The sequence below is a fragment of the Pseudomonas sp. CFBP 13727 genome (assembly GCF_014841915.1).
Classification (GTDB): Bacteria; Pseudomonadota; Gammaproteobacteria; order Pseudomonadales; family Pseudomonadaceae; genus Aquipseudomonas; species Aquipseudomonas baltica.
The window spans coordinates 125,087-144,812 of the sequence record NZ_JACYUT010000005.1; the positions used below are offsets into that span (position 1 = coordinate 125,087).

The following is a 19,726-nucleotide window of genomic DNA, read 5'->3' on the forward strand; positions in this document are numbered from 1 at the left end:
GTTATCTTTCGAATCGAAACTTAGGCCATGTCGAAGCGCAATACGCCCCAACGTCGTCACAGCATCCTTGCCCTGCTCAATGAACAGGGCGAAGTGACTGTGGATAACTTGGCGAGGCATTTCGCAACGTCCGAAGTCACCATCCGCAAGGACCTTGCCGCCCTGGAAAGCCACGGCCTGCTGCTGCGTCGCTATGGCGGCGCGGTGACCATGCCGCAGGAGCTGATCGGCGAACCGAGCCAGCGCGTCTCGGCCATCAAGCAATCCATCGCCCGAGCCGCCGTCATGCGCATCAAGGAGCACGCGCGCATCATCATCGACAGTGGCAGCACCACCGCTGCGATGATTCCCGAGCTGGGCAAACAGCCGGGCCTGGTGGTCATGACCAACTCGCTACACGTCGCCAATGCCCTGAGTGCATTGGAGCATGAGCCCGTCTTGCTGATGACCGGCGGCACTTGGGATCCGCACTCCGAATCGTTCCAGGGCCAGGTGGCCGAGCAAGTGCTGCGCTCCTATGACTTCGACCAGTTGTTCATCGGTGCCGACGGCATCGATCTGGAGCGCGGCACCACGACCTTCAATGAGTTGCTGGGCCTGAGCCGGGTGATGGCCGAAGTCGCTCGCGAAGTGATCGTCATGGTCGAGTCCGACAAGGTCGGACGCAGGATCCCCAATCTGGAGCTGCCCTGGGGCCGCATCAGCACCCTCATTACCGATGATCGCCTGCCCCTCGAAGCACGCGATCAGATTCAGGCGCGCGGGATAGATCTCGTGCTCGCCGCTACCAGCTAGGAGAAGCGAACATGTGTGGAATCGTCGGCGCCATCGCGGAGCGCAACATCACTGCCATTCTGGTCGAGGGCCTCAAGCGCCTGGAATATCGCGGTTACGACAGCGCAGGCGTAGCCGTGTTGAGCGAGGATGGCAGCGTGCAGCGCCGGCGTCGTGTCGGCAAGGTAGCCGAACTGCAGGCCGCGCTGGCGGATGAGCCTCTGCTCGGCAAGCTGGGCATCGCCCATACCCGTTGGGCCACCCATGGTGCGCCGACCGAACAGAACGCCCATCCGCACTTTTCCACTGCTGAAGTGGCAGTGGTGCATAACGGTATCATCGAGAATCACGAAGTCCTGCGCACCCAGCTCAAGGAGCTGGGCTACGTATTCACGTCGCAGACCGATACCGAAGTCATCGCGCATCTGTTGCATCACACCCTCAAGGCATTGCCCGACCTGGCCGACGCGCTCAAGGCGACGGTCAAGCAACTGCACGGCGCCTACGGCCTGGCGGCCATCAGCGTGCACCAACCCGACCGTCTGGTGGCCGCCCGCAGCGGCAGTCCACTGGTCATCGGCCTGGGCATGGGCGAGAACTTCCTCGCCTCAGACCAGTTGGCGCTGCGGCAGGTGACCGACCGTTTCATGTACCTGGAGGAAGGTGACATTGCCGAGATCCGCCGTGAAAGCGTGCAGATCTGGGATGCCGCCGGCATGCCTGTGCAACGTGAAAGCGTGCAGTATCACGAAGGCGCCGAGGCGGCCGACAAGGGCGAGTATCGCCACTTCATGATGAAAGAGATCCACGAGCAGCCCACCGTGGTACAGCGCACCCTGGAAGGTCGCCTGGGCCAGAACCAGGTGCTGGTGCAGGCCTTCGGTCCGCAGGCCGCCGAGCTGTTCGCCAAGGTGCGCAATGTGCAGATCGTGGCGTGCGGCACCAGCTATCACGCCGGTATGGTTGCGCGCTATTGGCTCGAGGGCCTGGCCGGCATCCCTTGCCAGGTCGAAGTGGCCAGCGAGTTCCGCTATCGCAAGGTCGTGGTGCAGCCCGACACGCTGTTCGTTTCCATTTCACAGTCCGGTGAAACGGCCGACACCCTGGCCGCGCTGCGCAATGGCAAGCAATTGGGGTTTCTCGGCAGCCTGGCGATCTGCAACGTCGGCATCAGCTCTTTGGTGCGCGAGTCCGACCTGACCTTGCTGACCCAGGCAGGTCCGGAAATCGGTGTCGCTTCGACCAAGGCCTTCACCACTCAACTGGTTGCGTTGATGCTGCTGACGCTGTCGCTTGGTCAAGTTCACGGGACGCTGGAAGAGGGCGTGGAAGCCGAGCTGGTGGCCGAACTGCGCCGCCTGCCGACACGCCTGGGCGAAGCCCTGGCCATGGACACCACCATCGAGCGCATCGCCGAGCTGTTCGCCGAGAAACATCACACGCTGTTCCTGGGCCGCGGTGCGCAATTCCCGGTGGCGATGGAAGGCGCGCTGAAGCTCAAGGAAATCTCCTACATTCATGCCGAAGCCTATCCGGCCGGTGAGCTGAAGCACGGGCCGCTGGCGCTGGTGGACAAGGACATGCCCGTGGTAACCGTGGCGCCGAACAACGAGCTGCTGGAAAAGCTCAAGTCCAACCTGCAGGAAGTCCGTGCCCGCGGCGGTGAGCTGGTGGTCTTCGCCGATGAGCAGGCGCAACTTAGCAATGGTCCCGGCACCCATGTGGTGGCCATGCCGCACATCATCGATGCACTGGCGCCGATCCTCTATACCATTCCTTTGCAGCTGCTTTCGTACTATGTGGCGGTGCTCAAGGGTACGGACGTGGATCAGCCGCGTAATTTGGCGAAGTCGGTGACGGTGGAGTGAGGGGGGTGTGAGGCGGTAAGTGCCGTCATCGCAGAAATCAGCCGATCCTACCCAGAACGCCCAAGCGCACCTTCACACGCTGCTCTTGGGCTCCACACTCGCCAGGATCCGATCCAGCCGCTCGACGATCTCCTTGTCGATCTTTTCATGCAGCCGCATGATTTCCAGCTCCGCGCGCAGGTTCACCTCGAAGTCCAGGCTCGCGGCCAGGCGGTCTTTGGCCGACTGGCGGTTCTGGCTCATCATGATCACCGGCGCCTGGATGGCCGCGACGGTAGAGAGCATCAGGTTGAGAAAGATGTACGGGTAGGGGTCGAAGGCCAGGCCGAAATGATCGAGCACATCGGTGTTTAGCAGCATCCAGCCCAGCAGAATGATGGTGAAGGCGATGATGAATGCCCATGAACCGCCGATGGCCGCCACCCGGTCGGACAGGCGTTCACCGAACGTTGCGACTTCATCCGAGGCGTCACTGGCATCGCGGCTGACCGGCAGCCGGTTTTTCATCTGCTCGAGAACGTGGAGCTCTTCCGGTTCGAGCTGATGCGGGTGTTTGCCGAGGAAGCGTCGAGCCAGCGGTTCAAGTGGGTGCTTGGTGGCCATGGGGCAGGGTCTTCAGATGGGGAGGAAGACGGACACTATCCCATGGAATTCGGCAGCGCTGAATGCTCGGATGTGCCTGTGGCACCGCGCGTTCGGTGGAATTTCACCAGTGGCCCATGCAGTGCCATGTCAGCGACATGGAGGTTTTTTTCCCACCCAATGAGAATCCCCCTTCAGAATCGAGAATTTGTTCTTATAGTGCAGTCATGAACGACCCACGAACCACCAGCATTGTCGACCGTGTGCTGCAGGTGCTGACCTGCGTGGCCAAGGCTGGGCAACCGATTGCGGCCAAGCGCATTGCCGCGCAGGTGCAGATGCCGTTGAGCACGGTCTATCGGCACCTGGCGTCGTTGAAGAAGTGGGGTCTGCTGCAAGAACACATGACCACGGGGCTGTACGAGCCAGGCGCGACCGGCGTGCAGTTGGCGTGGGGTTTCGATCAGACCTCCAACCTGATCAGCCAGAGCCGCGACGAGATCAGCGCCTTGGCTGAACGCACGGGCGAAAGCGTCGGCTTGTTGGTGTACAGCAACGGCCAGATGGTGTGCATCGCCATGGAGGAGAGCAGCAGCTCGCTGCGTTGCTCGTTCACCAAGGGCCGCGCCCACTCCATGATGCAGGGCGCCTCGGCCAAGAGCCTGTTGGCGTTTCTGCCCGAATCGGTGCAGCGCCAACTGCTGAAAACGCAATCGCAGGAGGGCGCCATGGACATCGCGGCGCTGGAAAAGGAGATCGCCCGAATTCGCAAGAATGGCTACGCCACCAGTGACAGTGAGGTCGATCTGGGTGTTTGGGGCGTGAGTGTCCCGCTGATTTCGGCGGACGGTGCCCTGGAAGGCACCATTACGTTGATGGCGCCGTCACTGCGCGTTGGCCCACGGGAGGCTGAATTGATCAGTCTCACCAGAAAAGCAGCCAGCCGCATCTGCAATCGCTTCTAACTGCCGCCCAATCCATGTTTCAGGTCCTGACCGGACCTACCCTTGCCGAAGGAATTCGTGATGAAAGCGTTGAAGTTATTCACCCCCCTGGCTGCCGCGCTGACGCTGATGGCTTCGCTGTGCACCTCGGCCCAGGCAGCCGATGAAGTGATGCGTGTCGGCACCGATGCGACCTTTCCACCCATGGAGTTCGTGCAGGATGGCAAGCGCACCGGCTTCGATATCGAATTGATCGAAGCCATCGGCAAGCAACTGAACAAGAAGGTCGAGTGGATCGACATCGGCTTCAAGGGGCTGATCCCTGGCTTGATTTCCAACCGCTTCGACGTGGCGGCGTCGGCCATCTACATGACCGAAGAACGGCAGAAGGTGGTCAACTTCACTGATTCCTACTATCGCGGCGGCCTCGCTGTGCTGGTCCTGAAGGATGACACCAGCATCGATAAACCCGGCGATCTGGTCGCGGGCAAGAAGGTTTCAGCCCAGGTAGGTACCAAGTCGATCGACTTTCTGAAAACCAACTACCCCGCAGTGAGCGTGGTGGAAGTGGAAAAGAACCAGGCCATGTTCGACCTGTTGGCCATTGGCCGGGTGAACGCTGCAGTGACCGGGCGCCCGGCGGCGGTGGAATATGCCAAGCGTCAGCCCAAGGTCCGCGTGCTGGACGAAGGCCTGACCACCGAACTGTACGGTTTTGCCGTTCGCAAGAATGACACCGCGCTGCAACAGCAGATGAACCAGGCGCTGAAAACCCTGCGCAGCAATGGCGAATACGCCGCACTGACCCAGAAGTGGTTCGGCACCACCAAAGAATAAGTCGCCGTTGCAGGTTCGGCCGATGCTGCGACGAGCCTGCACACTTTACGCCTTCAACCGTAAGCCTCTGCGGAGTACCTCATGGATCTCGACTTTTCCCCGGTCTGGGACGGCTGGCGCGCGCTCGCCTCCGGTACCCTGACCACCATCGAAATCACCGCTGCCGCGTTGGTGCTGGGCTGTGTCCTGGGCCTGTTGATCGGGCTGGGGCGGCTGAATCCCAAGCGCACGCTGATCTACGGGCTGTGTACCACTTACTTGACGCTGGTCCGCGGCACGCCGCTGCTGGTGCAGCTGTTCATTCTGTTCTTTGGCCTGCCGCACTTCGGCATTCAGTTACCCGCTTATGTGTGCGGAATTTTCGGCCTGGGCATCTACAGTGCGGCCTATGTCTCGGAGATTGTCAGGGGTTCGATCCAGTCGGTGGAAAAGGGCCAGATGGAAGCCGCCCGCTCGCTGGGCCTGCCGCACAAACTGGCGATGCGCAAGGTCATCCTGCCCCAAGCCTTCGTGCGCATGATCCCCGCCCTGGGCAACGAATTCATCGCCTTGATCAAGAACTCGGCGCTGGTGTCACTGCTCACCATTGCCGACGTGATGCACGAAGGCGAGAAGATCATCAGCGTGTCCTACCGTTCGCTCGAAGTGTACCTGGCCATTGCCGTCATCTACCTGATGCTGACCAGCATCACCACCTTGATCCTGCGCCGCACCGAGAAGGTGCTGCGCGCCGACGGGAGAGTGTGATGAGCACCGCCATTATCGATATTCAAAACCTGAGCAAATCGTTCGGCACTCATCAGGTGCTGCACAACATCGACTTCAGCGTACAGGCCAGCCAGGTCGTGGTGGTGATCGGTCCCAGCGGGTCGGGCAAGAGCACCTTCCTGCGTTGCATGAACGGCCTGGAAACCGCCGAAGGCGGAACGCTGCGCGCGTGTGGCCATACCGTGGTGGAGCAGGGCAGGATGATGTCGGAAAGCAAACTGGACGCCCTGCGCAGCGAAGTCGGCATGGTGTTCCAGTCGTTCAACCTGTTCCCGCACCTCAGCGTGCTGGACAACATCACCCTGGCGCCCATGGCCCTGCGCGGCAGATCGCGCCAAGCGGCCGAAGAGCAGGGGCTGCGCCTGTTGAACAAGGTTGGCCTGGAGCACAAGGCGCAGGTTTACCCCGGCACTTTGTCCGGTGGGCAGAAGCAGCGCGTTGCGATTGCCCGCGCGTTGGCCATGGAGCCCAAGGTCATGCTGTTCGACGAGCCTACCTCGGCGCTGGATCCGGAGCTGGTGGGCGAGGTATTGCAGGTCATGAAGACCCTGGCGAGCGAAGGCATGACCATGATCATCGTTACCCACGAAATGGGATTTGCCCGGGAAGTGGCTGACGTGGTGGTGGTCATGGATCAAGGCGCGATTGTCGAGGCCGCGCCACCGGCGCAGCTGTTCACCGCACCGCGTGAAGCGCGGACCCGCAGTTTCCTGCACAGCGTGCTGTCGCGAGACGCAGCGCCCGTTCTTTGATGGCTTGCGCTTGCGCCACTGCCCAGAGGTTTTTGTGGATATACCAATCGATTCAGTTGCCAGCCAAGCCCAGGGCAGTCTGTTTGCCCACAGCGCCTTGCTGCCTGGTGGCTGGCAGCGCAATGTACTGCTGAGCTGGAACGCCGCTGGCGATCTGACCACCGTGGCCTGCGATGCCGTGCCCTTGGCCGGCACGCCGGTGGCGCGTGGCCCGGTGATCAGTGGCATGCCCAACTTGCACTCCCACACGTTCCAGCGCGCCATGGCCGGCTTGACCGAAACCCTGGGCGACCCCGCCGATTCCTTCTGGAGCTGGCGTACCCTGATGTATCGATTTGCCCAGCGCTTGCAGCCTCGGCACTTGCAGGCCATCGGTCGGCACCTGTACATCGAAATGCTCAAGGCCGGGTACACCTCGGTGTGCGAGTTTCATTACGTGCACCACGGCGCTGACGGCCAGCCCTACGCGAACCCCGCCGAATTGTCCCTGCGCGTGGTGCGGGCGGCCGAAGAAGTAGGCATCGGCATGACCCTGCTTCCCGTGCTTTACCAATACGGTGGGCTAGGCCAGGCAGAACCCTTGCCGCACCAACGTCGTTTCATCAATTCACCGGAGTGGATTCTGGAGCTGCGTCAGCACCTGCAAAAAGCCATGCCGCAGAACGGCAATCGGCGTTATGGCGTGGCGCCGCATTCGTTACGTGCCGTGAGCGAAGCGTCCCTGTCGAGACTGATGGATGGCCTGGATGCCGACGATCCGCGCGCGCCCGTGCATATCCATATTGCCGAGCAGACCCGCGAGGTTGAGGAATGCGAGGCAATCCTCGGCCAGCGACCGGTGCAGTGGCTGTTGGACCGCCAACCCTTGGACCCGCGTTGGTGCCTGGTGCACGCCACCCACATGGACGACGCTGAATACGCAGCGTTGGCGCGCAGTGGTGCCACCGTAGGGCTATGCCCGAGCACCGAAGCCAATCTTGGCGATGGATTGTTCGACGCTCAGCGGTTTCTGGCAGACAAGGGCCGTTGGGGTATCGGTTCGGACAGCAACGTAGCCGTCAACCCCTGGGCCGAGCTACGCCTGCTGGAATACGGCCAGCGCCTGTTGCACCGTCGGCGCAATGTGCTGGCCAGCCCCGACGCGCCGGTGGTGGCGGATCGCCTGTTCGATCAGGCGGTCAAGGGCGGGGCCCAGGCGACCGGCCGCTCGGTAGCCGGGCTGATGGTGGGGCAGCGTGCCGACCTGGTCGTCATCGATTCCGACGCCGTCAATATCGCCCCGGCCCATCCAGCCCAGCTGTTGTCCTCGCTGGTGTTCTGCGAGCACGGCAACAATCTGGTACGCGACGTCTTCGTCGGCGGCAGGCAGGTCATCGATGACGGCCAGCACGCCCTGCAAGTGCAGGCTCTGCAAGGCTACCGCGCCACCCTGGCCGATTTACTGGAGCATACGCTATGAATCGGGAACCTACCTTCGAGCTGCATCAGGGCGTCGGCCCTCTGCTGATATCGATGCCTCACGTCGGCACCTTGCTGCCGGACGAGCTGAAAGCGCATTACAGCCTGGTCGGCCAGGCGGTGGATGACACCGACTGGCATATTCATGAGTTGTACGACTTCGCCGTCGCTCTGGGCGCGTCGACGTTGCGTCCACGTTTTTCGCGCTACGTGATCGACCTGAACCGGCCTGCCGATGGCGCCAGCCTGTATCCGGGCCAGAACACCACCGGGCTATGCCCGCTGACGACATTCGACGACGTGCCGCTGTACCAGCCGGGGCACGAACCAGACGATGCACAAATCGCACAGCGTTTGGAGCATTACTGGCAGCCGTACCATCGAGCGTTGCAGCAGCAATTGGAACGAATCAAGGCGATCCATGGCTACGCCCTGCTGTGGGACGCGCACTCGATCCGTTCGGTCATCCCGCACCTGTTCGAAGGCCAGTTACCAGTGTTCAACTTCGGCACCGCCAACGGCAGCGCCTGCGCACCCGGCATCGGGGAGCAGCTGCTCGCCGTGGCCGAGCGGTTGGCTCCGCAGTTGCCGGCGGTACTCAATGGCCGCTTCAAAGGCGGCTACATCACTCGCCAGTACGGCCACCCGGCCCAAGGGGTTCACGCCGTACAGCTGGAGCTGGCACAGCGAGCCTACATGCAGGAAACCGCCCCCTACGGGTTGCAAGCAGACAAGGTCGAGACTCTCCAGCCGGTACTGCGTGCACTGATCGAGCGATTCATGGCGTTCAAGCCTGCCTGACATTCCTTTGGTAGCCAGATTCCGATGACCGATGCGCACGTATACCGCCCCGAAGATTACGCGTCCATGCCGTGGAAGAACGGCGGCGGCAGTACCCTGGAAATTGTCCGGCAGCGCTCCGTCGATGACAGCGGGTATGACTGGCGCCTGTCGATTGCCCAGATCAGCGCCGACGGACCCTTCTCCGTGTTCGCCGGTTATAGCCGGATCATCACCGTGCTGCACGGCGATGGCATGGTGTTGGAAGTGAACGGGGTGGAGAGCAGGGCGCTGGGTCCCATCCAGCCTATGAGTTTCGACGGTGGGGCGAAGGTACGGTGTCGGTTGCTGGGTTCACCCATCGAGGACTTCAATCTGATCTACCGCCACGATCGGATCCAGGCATCGTTGCGCTGGGTGGATTGCCATCCGGTGGTGGTGTTGAGCTCGGTGGCGGCCGAGGTGATTTTCTTCAACGCCTCTTCAGATGCTGTCCAGGTGACCGACGCGAGTGATGGACGCAGACACGAGTTAATCTCGCGGGCAACGTTGCGCTGCACCAACGCAAGCGGCCGGCGCCAGCGTTACAGCCTGGAGGGTACGGCCGCGCAGGTGTGCGTGGTTGAGCTGGACAGGGTGGGCTGAACCGCAGCGGCTGAATGTCCACCTTGTCGGGCGAACCGTCCCGCGCCTGCAACATCAGCCTTTGCAGCTTGCCCTTTGGAAGTCTGTACAGGGCTAGGAACGGCGCGTGGGTCCCTTGCAGCTCAGGCAGCGCCTGAACTGCAAGGACAGTCACCCGATGTTCAGGCTGCGCGCAGGGCGTTGGTGTTGCCCGACGTCTCACGCTTGCTCTTCACCACCCAGCGACTCAACGGACCCTGCAACAGCCACTGCCGCGTGCGGTTGCCAATCTGCTCCTGAAAGATCACGCACAGAATGATGCACGCCAGCAGCAGCAGCGGGTAGTAAGTCAGCGACAATGGATGCCCCTTGGCCTCTGCCACGCACGCCGCCGCATTGGTGAAGCACAGGTTCACGTCGATGTTCGCCAGCATTTCCAAGCGACGGAAGACGATGAAGATCGGCGTGTGCAGGGCGAACATCGGCAGTGACGCGGCGCCCAGCCGGCGAGCCCATTTGATATGCCGCTCGCTTTGCGCACTCGAGGCCATGGCGCACAGGATGATGACGCTGAGCACCATCGGCAGCAGCAAGCCATTGTGCAGCAGCACATACCAATGGCTCTCGCCTCGCCAGTTGACCTCGGCGGCGATCGCCACACCGAAGCCCAGGGCAATCACCGCCATCAATTTGCGAGGCCCGCGCAGGCCGGTACCCATCAGCCGATAATCGCGAAACAGCAGGTAGGCGACGATGCCTGCTAAAAAGACCGGCAGCCGCAGCAACGGGAAGTGGTGCAGGAAGCCAATCCAGATCGAGCTGTAGTCTTCATTGAGGACCACCAGCAATGGAGGGATCAGGCAGGCGGCCCAGATGATCAGCAGCAACCCTACCTTATGTTTGGCGGCTGCCAGGCGTGGCGCAAACCAGGGGAATGTCAGGTAGAAGAAGAACAGCGCCGAGATCGACCACAGCGGGCCGTTGTAGGCCAGGTAAACCGGGTTCCAGGCCTGCAGCAGGGTAACCTGCAGCACAGCATTCACGGCTATCTGGAAATCGCTGAGTTTGTATTTGAGCAGCTCGGGCGCGGTACGCTTGAGCAGGTCATCGGAACGATACGCCACACTCAGGTCAGTGTTGCTGTCGAACAGGCCTGTCAGCGATATCAGAACCACGCAGCTGGCGAGGCCGAATATGTGGATCGGATAGAGGTTGGCAAATCGTTTGGTCATGAAGGAGACCGGCGGCTCCCGCAGTTTGTTACCGTCGAGGTAGACGTGCGCGAGGAGAAAACCGGACAACGCAAAAAAGCTGCTTGTGGCAAAGAAACCCAATTCGGTGAATTCCACCAACCCACTCAGCTGTGTGTATTCCTCGTAGAACGGCAGCGTGTGGAACATCACCAGATACACGCCCAGGAAAAACCGCAGCCATTCCAAACCGATGAATCTCTCTTTCTCTGCGTTCATGCAGGTCCACTTCCCTTTAGTAATATCGAAGCCCGCTCATGGTACACGAAGCGTTTCCAATGTTTCCTTATATGTCTAAAGGCAGGCTTCGTTGCCGATCAGCTGACAAATTCGCCTACTGCGCGCTACAGGATAGGCGAAATCAAGCGCGCCACTCGCATACCGAGCTTTTCCAAACGATGTGTCTCTTTGCTATCACGGACATCTATTTCTCGTGACTGGGCGAAATCATCGAGCAACATCTGTTCCACTTCGCTGGTGAATGCCTTATCGACGGTCAGCAACATGATTTCGAAGTTCAAACGAAACGAGCGGTTGTCCATATTGGCACTGCCGATTGCCGTAATTTCATCGTCGACCAGCACCACTTTCTGATGCAGAAAGCCTGGGCCATAGCGATACATTTTCACCCCGGCGCGCACTGCTTCGAACGCGAACAGGCTGGATGCGGCATACACCACTTTGTGATCCGGACGCGAGGGCAGCAGGATACGGACGTCCACCCCGCGCAGTACCGCCAACCGCAGTGCGGCAAAAACCGCTTCGTCCGGTATGAAATAAGGAGTGGTTATCCACACTCTGTCATTCGCAGCGTGGATCGATTCAACGAAAAACAGCGAGCAGGTTTCATAGGGGTCGGCCGGGCCACTGGCCAGCACTTGGCACAACACGCCGTCTTCCTCATACGCTTCGGGGAGGATCAAGGGTGGCAATTCCCGTGCTGCCCAGAACCAGTCTTCGGCAAACGACTCTTGCAGGCAGGCGATCACCGGCCCGCTGATGCTCACATGGGTATCGCGCCAAGGCGAGAGCTTGGGGTTGCCGCCCAGATATTCGTCGCCCACGTTATGGCCACCGATGAAGCCTTTTACTCCGTCCACCACGACGATCTTGCGATGGTTGCGGAAATTGACCTGGAACCTGTTCAACCAGCCGCTCTGGGTAGCGAATGCTTTCACATTGACGCCACCCTCGCGCAGCCGCTCGACGTATTCGCGGGGCAGGGCGTGGCTCCCCACTCGGTCGTAAAGCACGTAGACCTCGACCCCCTCGGAGGCCTTTTGCAGCAGCAAGCCTTGCAGCTGCCGGCCGATATGATCGTCGTGGATGATGAAGAACTGCACCAGTACCGCTCGCCGGGCTTCGCGGATGGCTGCAAAGATGGCATCGAAGGTGGCGTGTCCATTGATCAGCAGACCGACCCGGTTATTGGCCAGGCATGGCATCCGGCCAAGTTTGGGCATGGCCCTGAGTGACGCGTAAGACGTGGATTTGCGTGCGGCAAGTGCTTCCTCTATCCAGGGGCGCCAATCCATGTCGGCGATGGCGGTGTGCATCTCCTTGTTGGCATGCCGGCGGGCCTTGATGTATGCGTCGAACGTGCTGCGGCCAAACACCAGGTAGGGGATCAACGTGAGGTAGGGAATGAACAACAGCGATAAGGCCCAAGCAATCGAACCTTGCGCGGTGCGTACGGTAAGAACTGCATGAACGGCGGCAGCGATGCCCAACACGTGCAGCAGGCCAAATAGATACCCAAAAAAAATCGGACTGTGATAATCCATTGCACGGCGGCTCCTTGATGCGCTGTGCTAAACAGACCACGTTCAGTGGCGGTTGTCGCGTTTTTATTACCGCGCAACTCGGCACCCGTTTCGACGTCAAAGACCCATGCCCGCACTTTTCCCAACGTTCTTGAGGAGTGGAATCAGATGAGATTTAAATGGCCGATGGCTGCATTGGTAGTGGGCCTTTCGGCAACCGGGGCACAGGCGCAGATGCTCCAGCCGGGCCTATGGGAAATGACCACCAGTAACATGCAAGTCGATGGCAAGCCGCTGCCTGACATGCAGGTGATGCTGGGCCAGCTGAAGATGCTTCCACCCGAGCAAAGGGCAATGATGGAAGGCGTGCTTGCCAACCAGGGCATTACGGTGGGCGGCAATGGCATTCGCTCGTGCCTGACGCCTGAACAGGTGAAGACCAACGACATTCCGTTGCAAGATGCAAAGTCCGGCTGTACGCAGAAGATCACTGAGCGCAATGGCAATGTCTGGAAATTTCAGTTCAGTTGCCCCAAGGCTCAGGGTACCGGGCAAGCCCAGTTTCTCAGCGATAGAGAGTTTCTTACCACGGTTAACGGCACGTTCAATGCCTCCGGCGTCGCGCAGAAGGGCAGCATGAACACTCGCGCCGTTTGGTTGGGAAACAACTGTGGGTCAGTGAAGCCTCGCACCTGATGGCTGCAATGCGTGTTCCACGTGGAACACGCGTTTCTCGGCCATGCAATTGTTGCCTAAAGCACAATGAATCAAGTCAGTGAGGACTTATATGTTATGTTATAACAATATAAGCGATGCAGCGTTCGTTGCACCTGTCACCGATGAGGTCCGTCATGCCCAACCGTTTACCCGTCACCGTGCTGTCCGGCTTCCTGGGGGCCGGCAAGAGCACGTTGCTCAATCACATCCTGCGCAACCGGGAAGATCTGCGCGTTGCCGTGATCGTCAACGACATGAGTGAGATCAACATCGACGGCAGTGAAGTGCAGCGTAACGTCAGCCTCAACCGGGCCGAAGAAAGACTGGTCGAAATGAGCAATGGCTGCATCTGCTGCACGTTGCGCGAAGACCTGCTCGAAGAAGTGGCCAAGCTGGCTGCCGAGGGGCGTTTCGATTACCTGCTGATCGAATCGACGGGCATCTCCGAGCCGCTGCCGGTGGCCGAGACTTTTACCTTCCGCGACGAGCACGGCCAGAGCCTGGCCGATCTGGCCCGGCTCGACACCATGGTCACGGTGGTCGACGGGGTCAATTTCCTGCTCGACTATCAGGCAGCGGAAAGCCTGGCGACGCGCGGCGAAACCCTGGGAGAGGACGACGAGCGAGCCATCACTGATCTGTTGGTGGAGCAGGTGGAGTTTGCCGACGTCATCCTCATCAGCAAGATCGACCTGATCAGTCAGGCTGAACGCACCGAGCTGATGGCAGTACTGCACACACTCAACCCCGGCGCGCAGGTCATGCCCATGGTCATGGGCCAGGTGCCGCTGGCACGCATTCTGGACACCGGGCTGTTCGATTTCGAGCGCGCAGCGCAGGCGCCAGGCTGGCTGAAGGTGCTCAGGGGTGAGCATGTTGCGGAAACCGCAGAATACGGCATTGCATCCACGGCCTACCGCGCCCGGCGTCCGTTCCACCCGCAGCGCTTCCACGACTTCATCGACAAACCCTGGACCAATGGCCGCCTGCTGCGCTCCAAAGGCTTTTTCTGGCTCGCCAGCAAACCCCAGGAAGCAGGAAGCTGGTCCCAGGCGGGTGGGTTGATGCGTTATGGCTTCGCTGGCCTCTGGTGGCGTTTCGTGCCGCAAACGCAATGGCCGCAGGATGTCGAGAGCGTGGCTGCCATCCAGCAGACCTGGCAGGCCGACACCGGAGACTGCCGCCAAGAGCTGGTATTCATTGGGCAGAAAATGGATTTCGCAGCGTTGGGCCACGCCCTGGACCAGTGTCTGCTCGATGATGAGGAACTGGCCCAGGGTGCACAGGCCTGGGTGCACTGGCCGGATCCGTTCGGCGAGTGGCACGATCAAGGCCAGCAGGCGTGATCCGGATTATTCAGGGCAAGATCCATTGTCCCTGACTGTTTTGCTCGCAGAACGGCTTGAGGTAGGCGGCGTCGCTCGCCACACCGTAGTAGTGGATGTCCTGTTCATAGGGCATGCGCTCGACCCGAGCGCCGCGGCAGATGCCGTAGGCGCCTTTCGGGCACTGCGCCATGAATTGCACTTCGACCTGCTGCCCCGGCAGGTTGGGTCGACAAAAACCTTCCTTGAACAGCTTCGGCGGTATAGTGCGATTCTGCTGGCACACTTCGACGCTTACCCGTTCTGCCTGGCTATGCACCACGCAGGCCTCGGCCCACACCTGGGTACTGGCCAGCAGCCCCAGCAAACCCCACACACGCATCGCTCAACCTCCATAGATATCCGACCATGCTGCAGAACATCCCCACCCATGTCATCGCAGGCCCCTTGGGCGCCGGCAAGACCAGCCTGATTCGTCGTCTGCTGGCGTGCAAGCCGACAAACCAGCGTTGGGCCGTGCTGATCAACGAATTCGGCCTGGTGGGCATCGACGCCGCGCTGCTTGCCACCACCGATGATGGTATCGCAATCGGCGAAATCGCCGGAGGATGTCTGTGCTGCGTGAACGGTGCGCCGTTTCAGATCGGCTTGGGCCGTCTGCTGCGCAAAGCCCGGCCGGATCGCCTGTTCATTGAACCCTCGGGCCTGGGGCATCCGTTGCAGATCCTTTCGCAACTGAGCGAAGCGCCCTGGCGCGGCGTTCTGGCGGTGCAACCGCTGGTGATGGTGCTCGACGCGCTGACCCTTGCGAAAGGCGTCGCGCTGCCAGCTGCACAGCGCGAAGCGGCTGAAGTGGCAGGCTTGGTGATCATGAACAAGGCAACGGCGCCGCAGAGCTTGTGTATAACCTCAGGGTTACCCACAGAGCGAATGCTGTGGCTCGATATCGATCAGGTGCGGTTCGAGCAGTTACCCCTTGTGGATAATTCAGCGCCACTGGTTGTGGACAGGCTGAGGGAGCCCCCGCAAGCCATGGGTGAAATCTGGGTGGATAAGTCCCAGCCGCAATGCCAGGTGCAGGATCACCGCGATGGTTGGAGCATCGGCTGGCGATGGCAAGCCCGAACGCAGTTCGATTTGCCAGCAGTGGAGCGCGCATTGGCCCCTTGGTCTTGGCGACGGGCCAAGCTGGTTATCCACAGCCCGAATGGATGGTTTTCGAGCAACCTGCTGGCGGGGCAGTCGGTGCAGTGGAAAACCAGTGAATGGCGTCGTGATTCACGTTTGGAGCTGATATTCGATACGCCGCAGGACGCAGCCGCTCTTCAGGATAACTTGCAGCAGGCACGCGTGGACGACCCATCGCAGCGCTGACGTCGCTCAGGGACGCCAGCGCTTGTGTTCCTGACGCCACTGACTCATCTCGATGACTTCGGCACTGGTCGCGGTTTTCACTTCGAACGGGTAGGGCGCCAGCTCGATCTGCACCGCGTGTGGCCCGAATTGGGTGGCGATGCCTGCATGGCGCTGCTCGCCGGTCACCGTGAATTCGAAGTTGTACACACGCGCCAGACGCTTGCGGCCGTTGGCATCGGCCAGCCAGGCAAAACGCTTGAAGGCCACGTTGTCGTCGAGCAGTTCCAGATCGAGCTTGCTGCAATGCTGCTTGACCCGCGCCAGGGCCTTTTCACGCAGGCCATGGTTGTGCCACAGCCAAGCCGCACCTGCGGCCATCAACATCAGGATGAACATATTGCCAAGGGTCAACATCGAAGTGCGCTCCAACCGGTTGCTCGCAGCTTAACTGTGTCTCCGGTCTGTCGTACAGGCTGCATTTCGCGCGATACTGCGCGCCATGAAGTCCTGTCACCGGTCCGGAATCCTTGCATGAAACGTACACCACACCTGCTCGCCATCCAGTCCCATGTCGTGTTCGGCCACGCCGGCAACAGCGCGGCGGTTTTTCCGATGCAGCGGGTGGGGGTCAAGGTCTGGCCACTGAATACGGTGCAGTTTTCCAATCACACTCAGTATGGCCAGTGGACGGGAGAAGTGTTGGCGCCGCAACACATTCCCGCACTGGTCGAAGGGATTGCGACGATTGGCGAGTTGGGCAACTGCGATGCCGTGCTCAGTGGCTATCTGGGCAGCGCCGCGCAGGGGCGAGCGATCCTGGGCGTGGTACGTCGGGTCAAGGCGGCCAATCCCAAGGCCCTGTATCTGTGCGACCCGGTGATGGGGCATGCGGAAAAAGGCTGCGTGGTGCCGGCCGAGGTCAGCGACTTTCTGCTCGATGAAGCCGTTGCCGCTGCCGACGTGCTGTGTCCCAACCAGCTGGAGCTCGACAGCTTCAGCGGGCGCAAGGCCCAATCCCTGCCGGACTGCGTGGCCATGGCGCGGGCGTTGCTGGCGCGCGGGCCCAAGGCGGTGCTGGTCAAGCACCTGGCCTATCCGGGCAAATCGGCCGAAGACTTCGAAATGCTTCTGGTCACTGCCGCGGGCAGCTGGCACCTGCGTCGTCCGCTGCTGGCGTTTCCGCGCCAACCGGTCGGTGTGGGTGATTTGACCAGCGGCCTGTTCCTCGCCCGGCTGCTGCTGGGCGATGACTGGCTGGCGGCTTTCGAATTCACCGCGGCGGCGGTGCACGAAGTGCTGCTGGAAACCCAGGCCTGCGCCAGCTACGAGCTGGAGCTGGTGCGTGCCCAGGACCGCATCGTCCATCCGCGCCTGCGGTTCGAAGCCGTGGCGCTTTAAATCGGCTCGTCCTTGAGATCGCGGTAGCGCTTTTCCAGCTCCTGGCGAATCTGCCGACGTTGCTGCGCCTGGATGAAGCGCCGCGTGCCTTCGGCATCCTGCGGCTGCAGGGGCGGTACGCTGGCCGGCTTGCGCTGGTCATCCACTGCCACCATGGTGAAGAAACAGCTGTTGGTGTGGCGCACGGAGCGTTCGCGGATGTTCTCGGTGACCACCTTGATGCCCACTTCCATCGAAGTATTGCCGGTGTAATTGACCGAAGCCAGGAACGTCACCAGTTCGCCGACATGCACCGGCTCGCGGAAGATCACCTGATCCACCGACAAGGTCACCACATACCGGCCGGCATAGCGGCTGGCGCAGGCGTAAGCCACTTCGTCGAGGTATTTGAGCAGGGTTCCTCCGTGCACATTGCCGGAAAAATTGGCCATGTCGGGGGTCATCAGCACCGTCATCGACAGCTGGGCGTTTCCAGGTTCCATAGTGAACTCACGGTTGGTTGGCAGAAGTGCAGGGGCGTCGCCTATATTGGCGTTTGCCGCTTTCAAAGGCTTGCATCCAGAAGCGGACGCCGAACGGACGGGCGCCGTCACGTCTATCGTGCCATTACGCAGGGCATAGCGGCGATCTGTTTCCGCATATTGCACCGACGTTCGCCTGCAATGGCCGGTGTTAATCTGCCTTTCTGAAACAATTGGTACAGCAATTCTGAATAGCAATGGAGGCTATCACCGTGCATGCCATCAGTTTTATCCAGGACCTGGCGGTGATCATGCTGGTAGCCGGCGTGGTGACGATTCTGTTTCACCGGCTACGGCAACCCGTGGTGCTGGGCTACATCGTTGCCGGCTTCATCATCGGCCCCCATACGCCGCCGTTCGGCTTGATCCACGACGAAGACACCATCAAGACCCTGGCCGAACTGGGCGTGATCTTTCTGATGTTCAGCCTGGGCCTGGAATTCAGCCTGCGCAAACTGTTCAAGGTCGGTGCCACGGCCTTTATCGCTGCGTTCCTGGAAATCGTGCTGATGATCTGGATCGGCTACGAAATCGGCCGCTGGTTCGATTGGGGCACCATGGACTCGCTGTTCCTCGGGGCTATCCTGGCAATCTCCTCGACCACCATCATCGTCAAGGCGCTCAACGACCTGAAGATGAAGAACGAGCGCTTCGCCCAGTTGATCTTCGGCGTGCTGATCGTCGAGGATATTCTAGGTATCGGTATCATCGCCCTGCTGTCGGGGATCGCCGTCAGCGGCGCGGTCAGTTCGGGCGAGGTGTTCTCGACGGTCGGCAAGCTCTCGCTGTTCATGGTCATTGCCCTGGTCGTGGGCATCCTGGTGGTGCCCCGACTGCTGGCCTATGTGGCCACCTTCGAAAGCAACGAGATGCTGCTGGTGACCGTGCTGGGCCTGTGCTTCGGCTTTTGCCTGCTGGTGGTCAAGCTTGAATACAGCATGGTGCTCGGGGCTTTCCTGATCGGGGCGATCATGGCCGAGTCGCGGCAATTGCTGAAGATCGAGCGTCTGATCGAACCCATCCGCGACATGTTCAGCGCGATCTTCTTCGTCGCCATCGGCCTCATGCTCGACCCCGCCATCCTGCTCGACTATGCCTGGCCGATTGCAGTCATCACCGTGGCCGTGGTGCTCGGCAAGATCGTCTCTTGCGGGCTGGGTGCGTTCATTGCCGGCAACGATGGCAAGACATCGCTGCGGGTGGGCATGGGCTTGTCGCAGATCGGCGAGTTCTCGTTCATCATCGCCGCGCTGGGCATGACCCTGCAGGTCACCAGCGATTTTCTCTATCCCGTTGCCGTGGCCGTGTCGGTGCTGACGACGCTGTCCACGCCGTACCTGATCCGGGCAGCCGATCCCTTGTCGCATCGCCTCGGCGCTATCGTGCCGCAACGTGTCGCACGCGTGCTGGGCATGTACGGGGAATGGCTGCGCAGCATCCAGCCGCGCGGGCAGGGCGCCATGCTGGCATCGATGATCCGCAAGATCCTCCTGCAGGTGGGGGTCAACCTGGCGCTGGTGATCGGCATCTTTCTGGCCGGCGCCTATTTTGCCGAACGTATCGGCGGTTACCTGACCACCTGGGTGGCCGAGCCGGGCGGGCAGAAGGCGCTGATCTGGGGCGCAGCCTTGCTGCTGTCGCTGCCGTTTTTGATCGCCGCCTATCGCAAGCTCAAGGCACTGTCGATGCTGCTGGCGGAAATGGGGGTGAAGCCTGAAATGGCTGGCAGGCATACCCAGCGGGTGCGGCGCGTCATCGCCGAAGTCATTCCGCTGCTGTCGCTGCTGGTGATTTTCGTGCTGCTGGCGGCACTGTCGGCGAGCATATTGCCGACCATGGAATTACTGCTGTTGATTGCGGTGGTTGCAGCTGCAGTGGTGGCCGTGTTGTGGCGCTGGTTCATTCGCGTGCATACGCGGATGCAGGTGGCTTTGCTGGAAACCCTGGATAACAACGTCGAGCATTGAATTTGGGTAGGCAGGTTTGGCCTTTTCGCGGGTAGAACCCGC

The 19,726-nt window shown here is 60.8% G+C and carries 20 protein-coding genes; 14 read left to right on the top strand and 6 right to left on the bottom strand.

Annotated features, from left to right (window positions below; all coding sequences use genetic code 11):
- Nucleotides 1-27: 27 nt before the first annotated feature.
- Both IFT76_RS16185 and glmS read left to right on the top strand, forming a co-directional pair.
- The gene (locus tag IFT76_RS16185) at nucleotides 28-795 is read left to right on the top strand and encodes a DeoR/GlpR family DNA-binding transcription regulator (protein ID WP_122480029.1); all 768 of its coding nucleotides are present in this window, start codon (nucleotides 28-30) and stop codon (nucleotides 793-795) included.
- An 11-nt stretch (nucleotides 796-806) separates the two neighbouring features.
- A complete protein-coding gene (gene glmS / locus IFT76_RS16190) occupies nucleotides 807-2,642 on the top strand; it encodes a glutamine--fructose-6-phosphate transaminase (isomerizing) (protein ID WP_122480028.1) in 1,836 nt (611 codons plus the stop codon).
- 72 nt (nucleotides 2,643-2,714) lie between these two features.
- Here the strand turns inward: glmS and IFT76_RS16195 are convergent, their stop codons facing one another.
- Entirely contained in the window at nucleotides 2,715-3,245 is a 531-nt protein-coding gene (locus tag IFT76_RS16195) for a DUF1003 domain-containing protein (protein WP_192059287.1), read from the bottom strand.
- A gap of 206 nt (nucleotides 3,246-3,451) precedes the next feature.
- Between IFT76_RS16195 and IFT76_RS16200 the strand changes: the two genes are divergently transcribed.
- From IFT76_RS16200 to IFT76_RS16230, 7 genes are all read left to right on the top strand, one after another.
- Nucleotides 3,452-4,189 carry an IclR family transcriptional regulator gene (locus IFT76_RS16200; RefSeq protein ID WP_192059289.1) on the top strand — a complete coding sequence of 246 codons (738 nt, stop codon included), beginning with the start codon at nucleotides 3,452-3,454 and terminating at the stop codon, nucleotides 4,187-4,189.
- Between the two features lie 60 nt (nucleotides 4,190-4,249).
- Complete coding sequence (locus IFT76_RS16205; protein WP_185794634.1) at nucleotides 4,250-5,005, top strand: transporter substrate-binding domain-containing protein; 756 nt, start codon at nucleotides 4,250-4,252, stop codon at nucleotides 5,003-5,005.
- Between the two features lie 81 nt (nucleotides 5,006-5,086).
- On the top strand, nucleotides 5,087-5,752 hold the full coding sequence (locus tag IFT76_RS16210; RefSeq protein ID WP_122796681.1) for an amino acid ABC transporter permease: 666 nt from the start codon (nucleotides 5,087-5,089) through the stop codon (nucleotides 5,750-5,752).
- A gap of 11 nt (nucleotides 5,753-5,763) precedes the next feature.
- Complete coding sequence (locus tag IFT76_RS16215) at nucleotides 5,764-6,525, top strand: amino acid ABC transporter ATP-binding protein (RefSeq protein ID WP_446730999.1); 762 nt, start codon at nucleotides 5,764-5,766, stop codon at nucleotides 6,523-6,525.
- A gap of 34 nt (nucleotides 6,526-6,559) precedes the next feature.
- A complete protein-coding gene (locus IFT76_RS16220; protein ID WP_342214345.1) occupies nucleotides 6,560-7,984 on the top strand; it encodes a formimidoylglutamate deiminase in 1,425 nt (474 codons plus the stop codon).
- Nucleotides 7,981-8,784: an N-formylglutamate deformylase gene (gene hutG / locus IFT76_RS16225; protein ID WP_192059293.1), complete on the top strand. Its 804-nt coding sequence runs from the start codon at nucleotides 7,981-7,983 to the stop codon at nucleotides 8,782-8,784. The genes IFT76_RS16220 and hutG overlap by 4 nt, the downstream gene beginning before the upstream one ends.
- 24 nt (nucleotides 8,785-8,808) lie before the next feature.
- On the top strand, nucleotides 8,809-9,408 hold the full coding sequence (locus IFT76_RS16230; RefSeq protein WP_274603821.1) for a HutD/Ves family protein: 600 nt from the start codon (nucleotides 8,809-8,811) through the stop codon (nucleotides 9,406-9,408).
- A 161-nt stretch (nucleotides 9,409-9,569) separates the two neighbouring features.
- Here the strand turns inward: IFT76_RS16230 and IFT76_RS16235 are convergent, their stop codons facing one another.
- Nucleotides 9,570-10,856: an acyltransferase family protein gene (locus tag IFT76_RS16235; RefSeq protein ID WP_192059296.1), complete on the bottom strand. Its 1,287-nt coding sequence runs from the start codon at nucleotides 10,854-10,856 to the stop codon at nucleotides 9,570-9,572.
- A gap of 125 nt (nucleotides 10,857-10,981) precedes the next feature.
- The gene (cls, locus tag IFT76_RS16240; RefSeq protein WP_122480019.1) at nucleotides 10,982-12,421 is read right to left on the bottom strand and encodes a cardiolipin synthase; all 1,440 of its coding nucleotides are present in this window, start codon (nucleotides 12,419-12,421) and stop codon (nucleotides 10,982-10,984) included.
- A gap of 165 nt (nucleotides 12,422-12,586) precedes the next feature.
- Between cls and IFT76_RS16245 the strand changes: the two genes are divergently transcribed.
- Both IFT76_RS16245 and zigA read left to right on the top strand, forming a co-directional pair.
- Nucleotides 12,587-13,096, top strand: a complete 510-nt coding sequence (locus IFT76_RS16245) for a DUF3617 domain-containing protein (RefSeq protein ID WP_446730997.1) — start codon at nucleotides 12,587-12,589, stop codon at nucleotides 13,094-13,096.
- 155 nt (nucleotides 13,097-13,251) lie between these two features.
- A complete protein-coding gene (gene zigA / locus IFT76_RS16250) occupies nucleotides 13,252-14,463 on the top strand; it encodes a zinc metallochaperone GTPase ZigA (protein WP_192059298.1) in 1,212 nt (403 codons plus the stop codon).
- A 10-nt stretch (nucleotides 14,464-14,473) separates the two neighbouring features.
- Here the strand turns inward: zigA and IFT76_RS16255 are convergent, their stop codons facing one another.
- Nucleotides 14,474-14,824: an NADH:ubiquinone oxidoreductase gene (locus IFT76_RS16255; RefSeq protein ID WP_192059300.1), complete on the bottom strand. Its 351-nt coding sequence runs from the start codon at nucleotides 14,822-14,824 to the stop codon at nucleotides 14,474-14,476.
- A 26-nt stretch (nucleotides 14,825-14,850) separates the two neighbouring features.
- Here IFT76_RS16255 and IFT76_RS16260 point away from each other — a divergent pair, with 26 nt between their 5' ends.
- On the top strand, nucleotides 14,851-15,816 hold the full coding sequence (locus tag IFT76_RS16260; protein ID WP_192059302.1) for a CobW family GTP-binding protein: 966 nt from the start codon (nucleotides 14,851-14,853) through the stop codon (nucleotides 15,814-15,816).
- Between the two features lie 6 nt (nucleotides 15,817-15,822).
- Here IFT76_RS16260 and IFT76_RS16265 read toward each other — a convergent pair whose 3' ends face one another.
- Entirely contained in the window at nucleotides 15,823-16,212 is a 390-nt protein-coding gene (locus tag IFT76_RS16265) for a DUF3301 domain-containing protein (RefSeq protein ID WP_122716071.1), read from the bottom strand.
- A gap of 117 nt (nucleotides 16,213-16,329) precedes the next feature.
- On the opposite strand from IFT76_RS16265, the gene pdxY reads away from it, so the two are divergent.
- On the top strand, nucleotides 16,330-17,196 hold the full coding sequence (gene pdxY / locus IFT76_RS16270; protein WP_122480013.1) for a pyridoxal kinase PdxY: 867 nt from the start codon (nucleotides 16,330-16,332) through the stop codon (nucleotides 17,194-17,196).
- On the opposite strand, the gene IFT76_RS16275 is transcribed toward pdxY, so the two are convergent.
- Nucleotides 17,193-17,678 (bottom strand): acyl-CoA thioesterase, encoded by a 486-nt coding sequence (locus IFT76_RS16275; protein WP_122480012.1) that lies wholly within the window; start codon nucleotides 17,676-17,678, stop codon nucleotides 17,193-17,195. The two genes, pdxY and IFT76_RS16275, sit on opposite strands and share 4 nt — an antisense overlap.
- A gap of 251 nt (nucleotides 17,679-17,929) precedes the next feature.
- Between IFT76_RS16275 and IFT76_RS16280 the strand changes: the two genes are divergently transcribed.
- On the top strand, nucleotides 17,930-19,684 hold the full coding sequence (locus IFT76_RS16280) for a cation:proton antiporter domain-containing protein (RefSeq protein WP_122716149.1): 1,755 nt from the start codon (nucleotides 17,930-17,932) through the stop codon (nucleotides 19,682-19,684).
- Nucleotides 19,685-19,726: the final 42 nt, after the last annotated feature.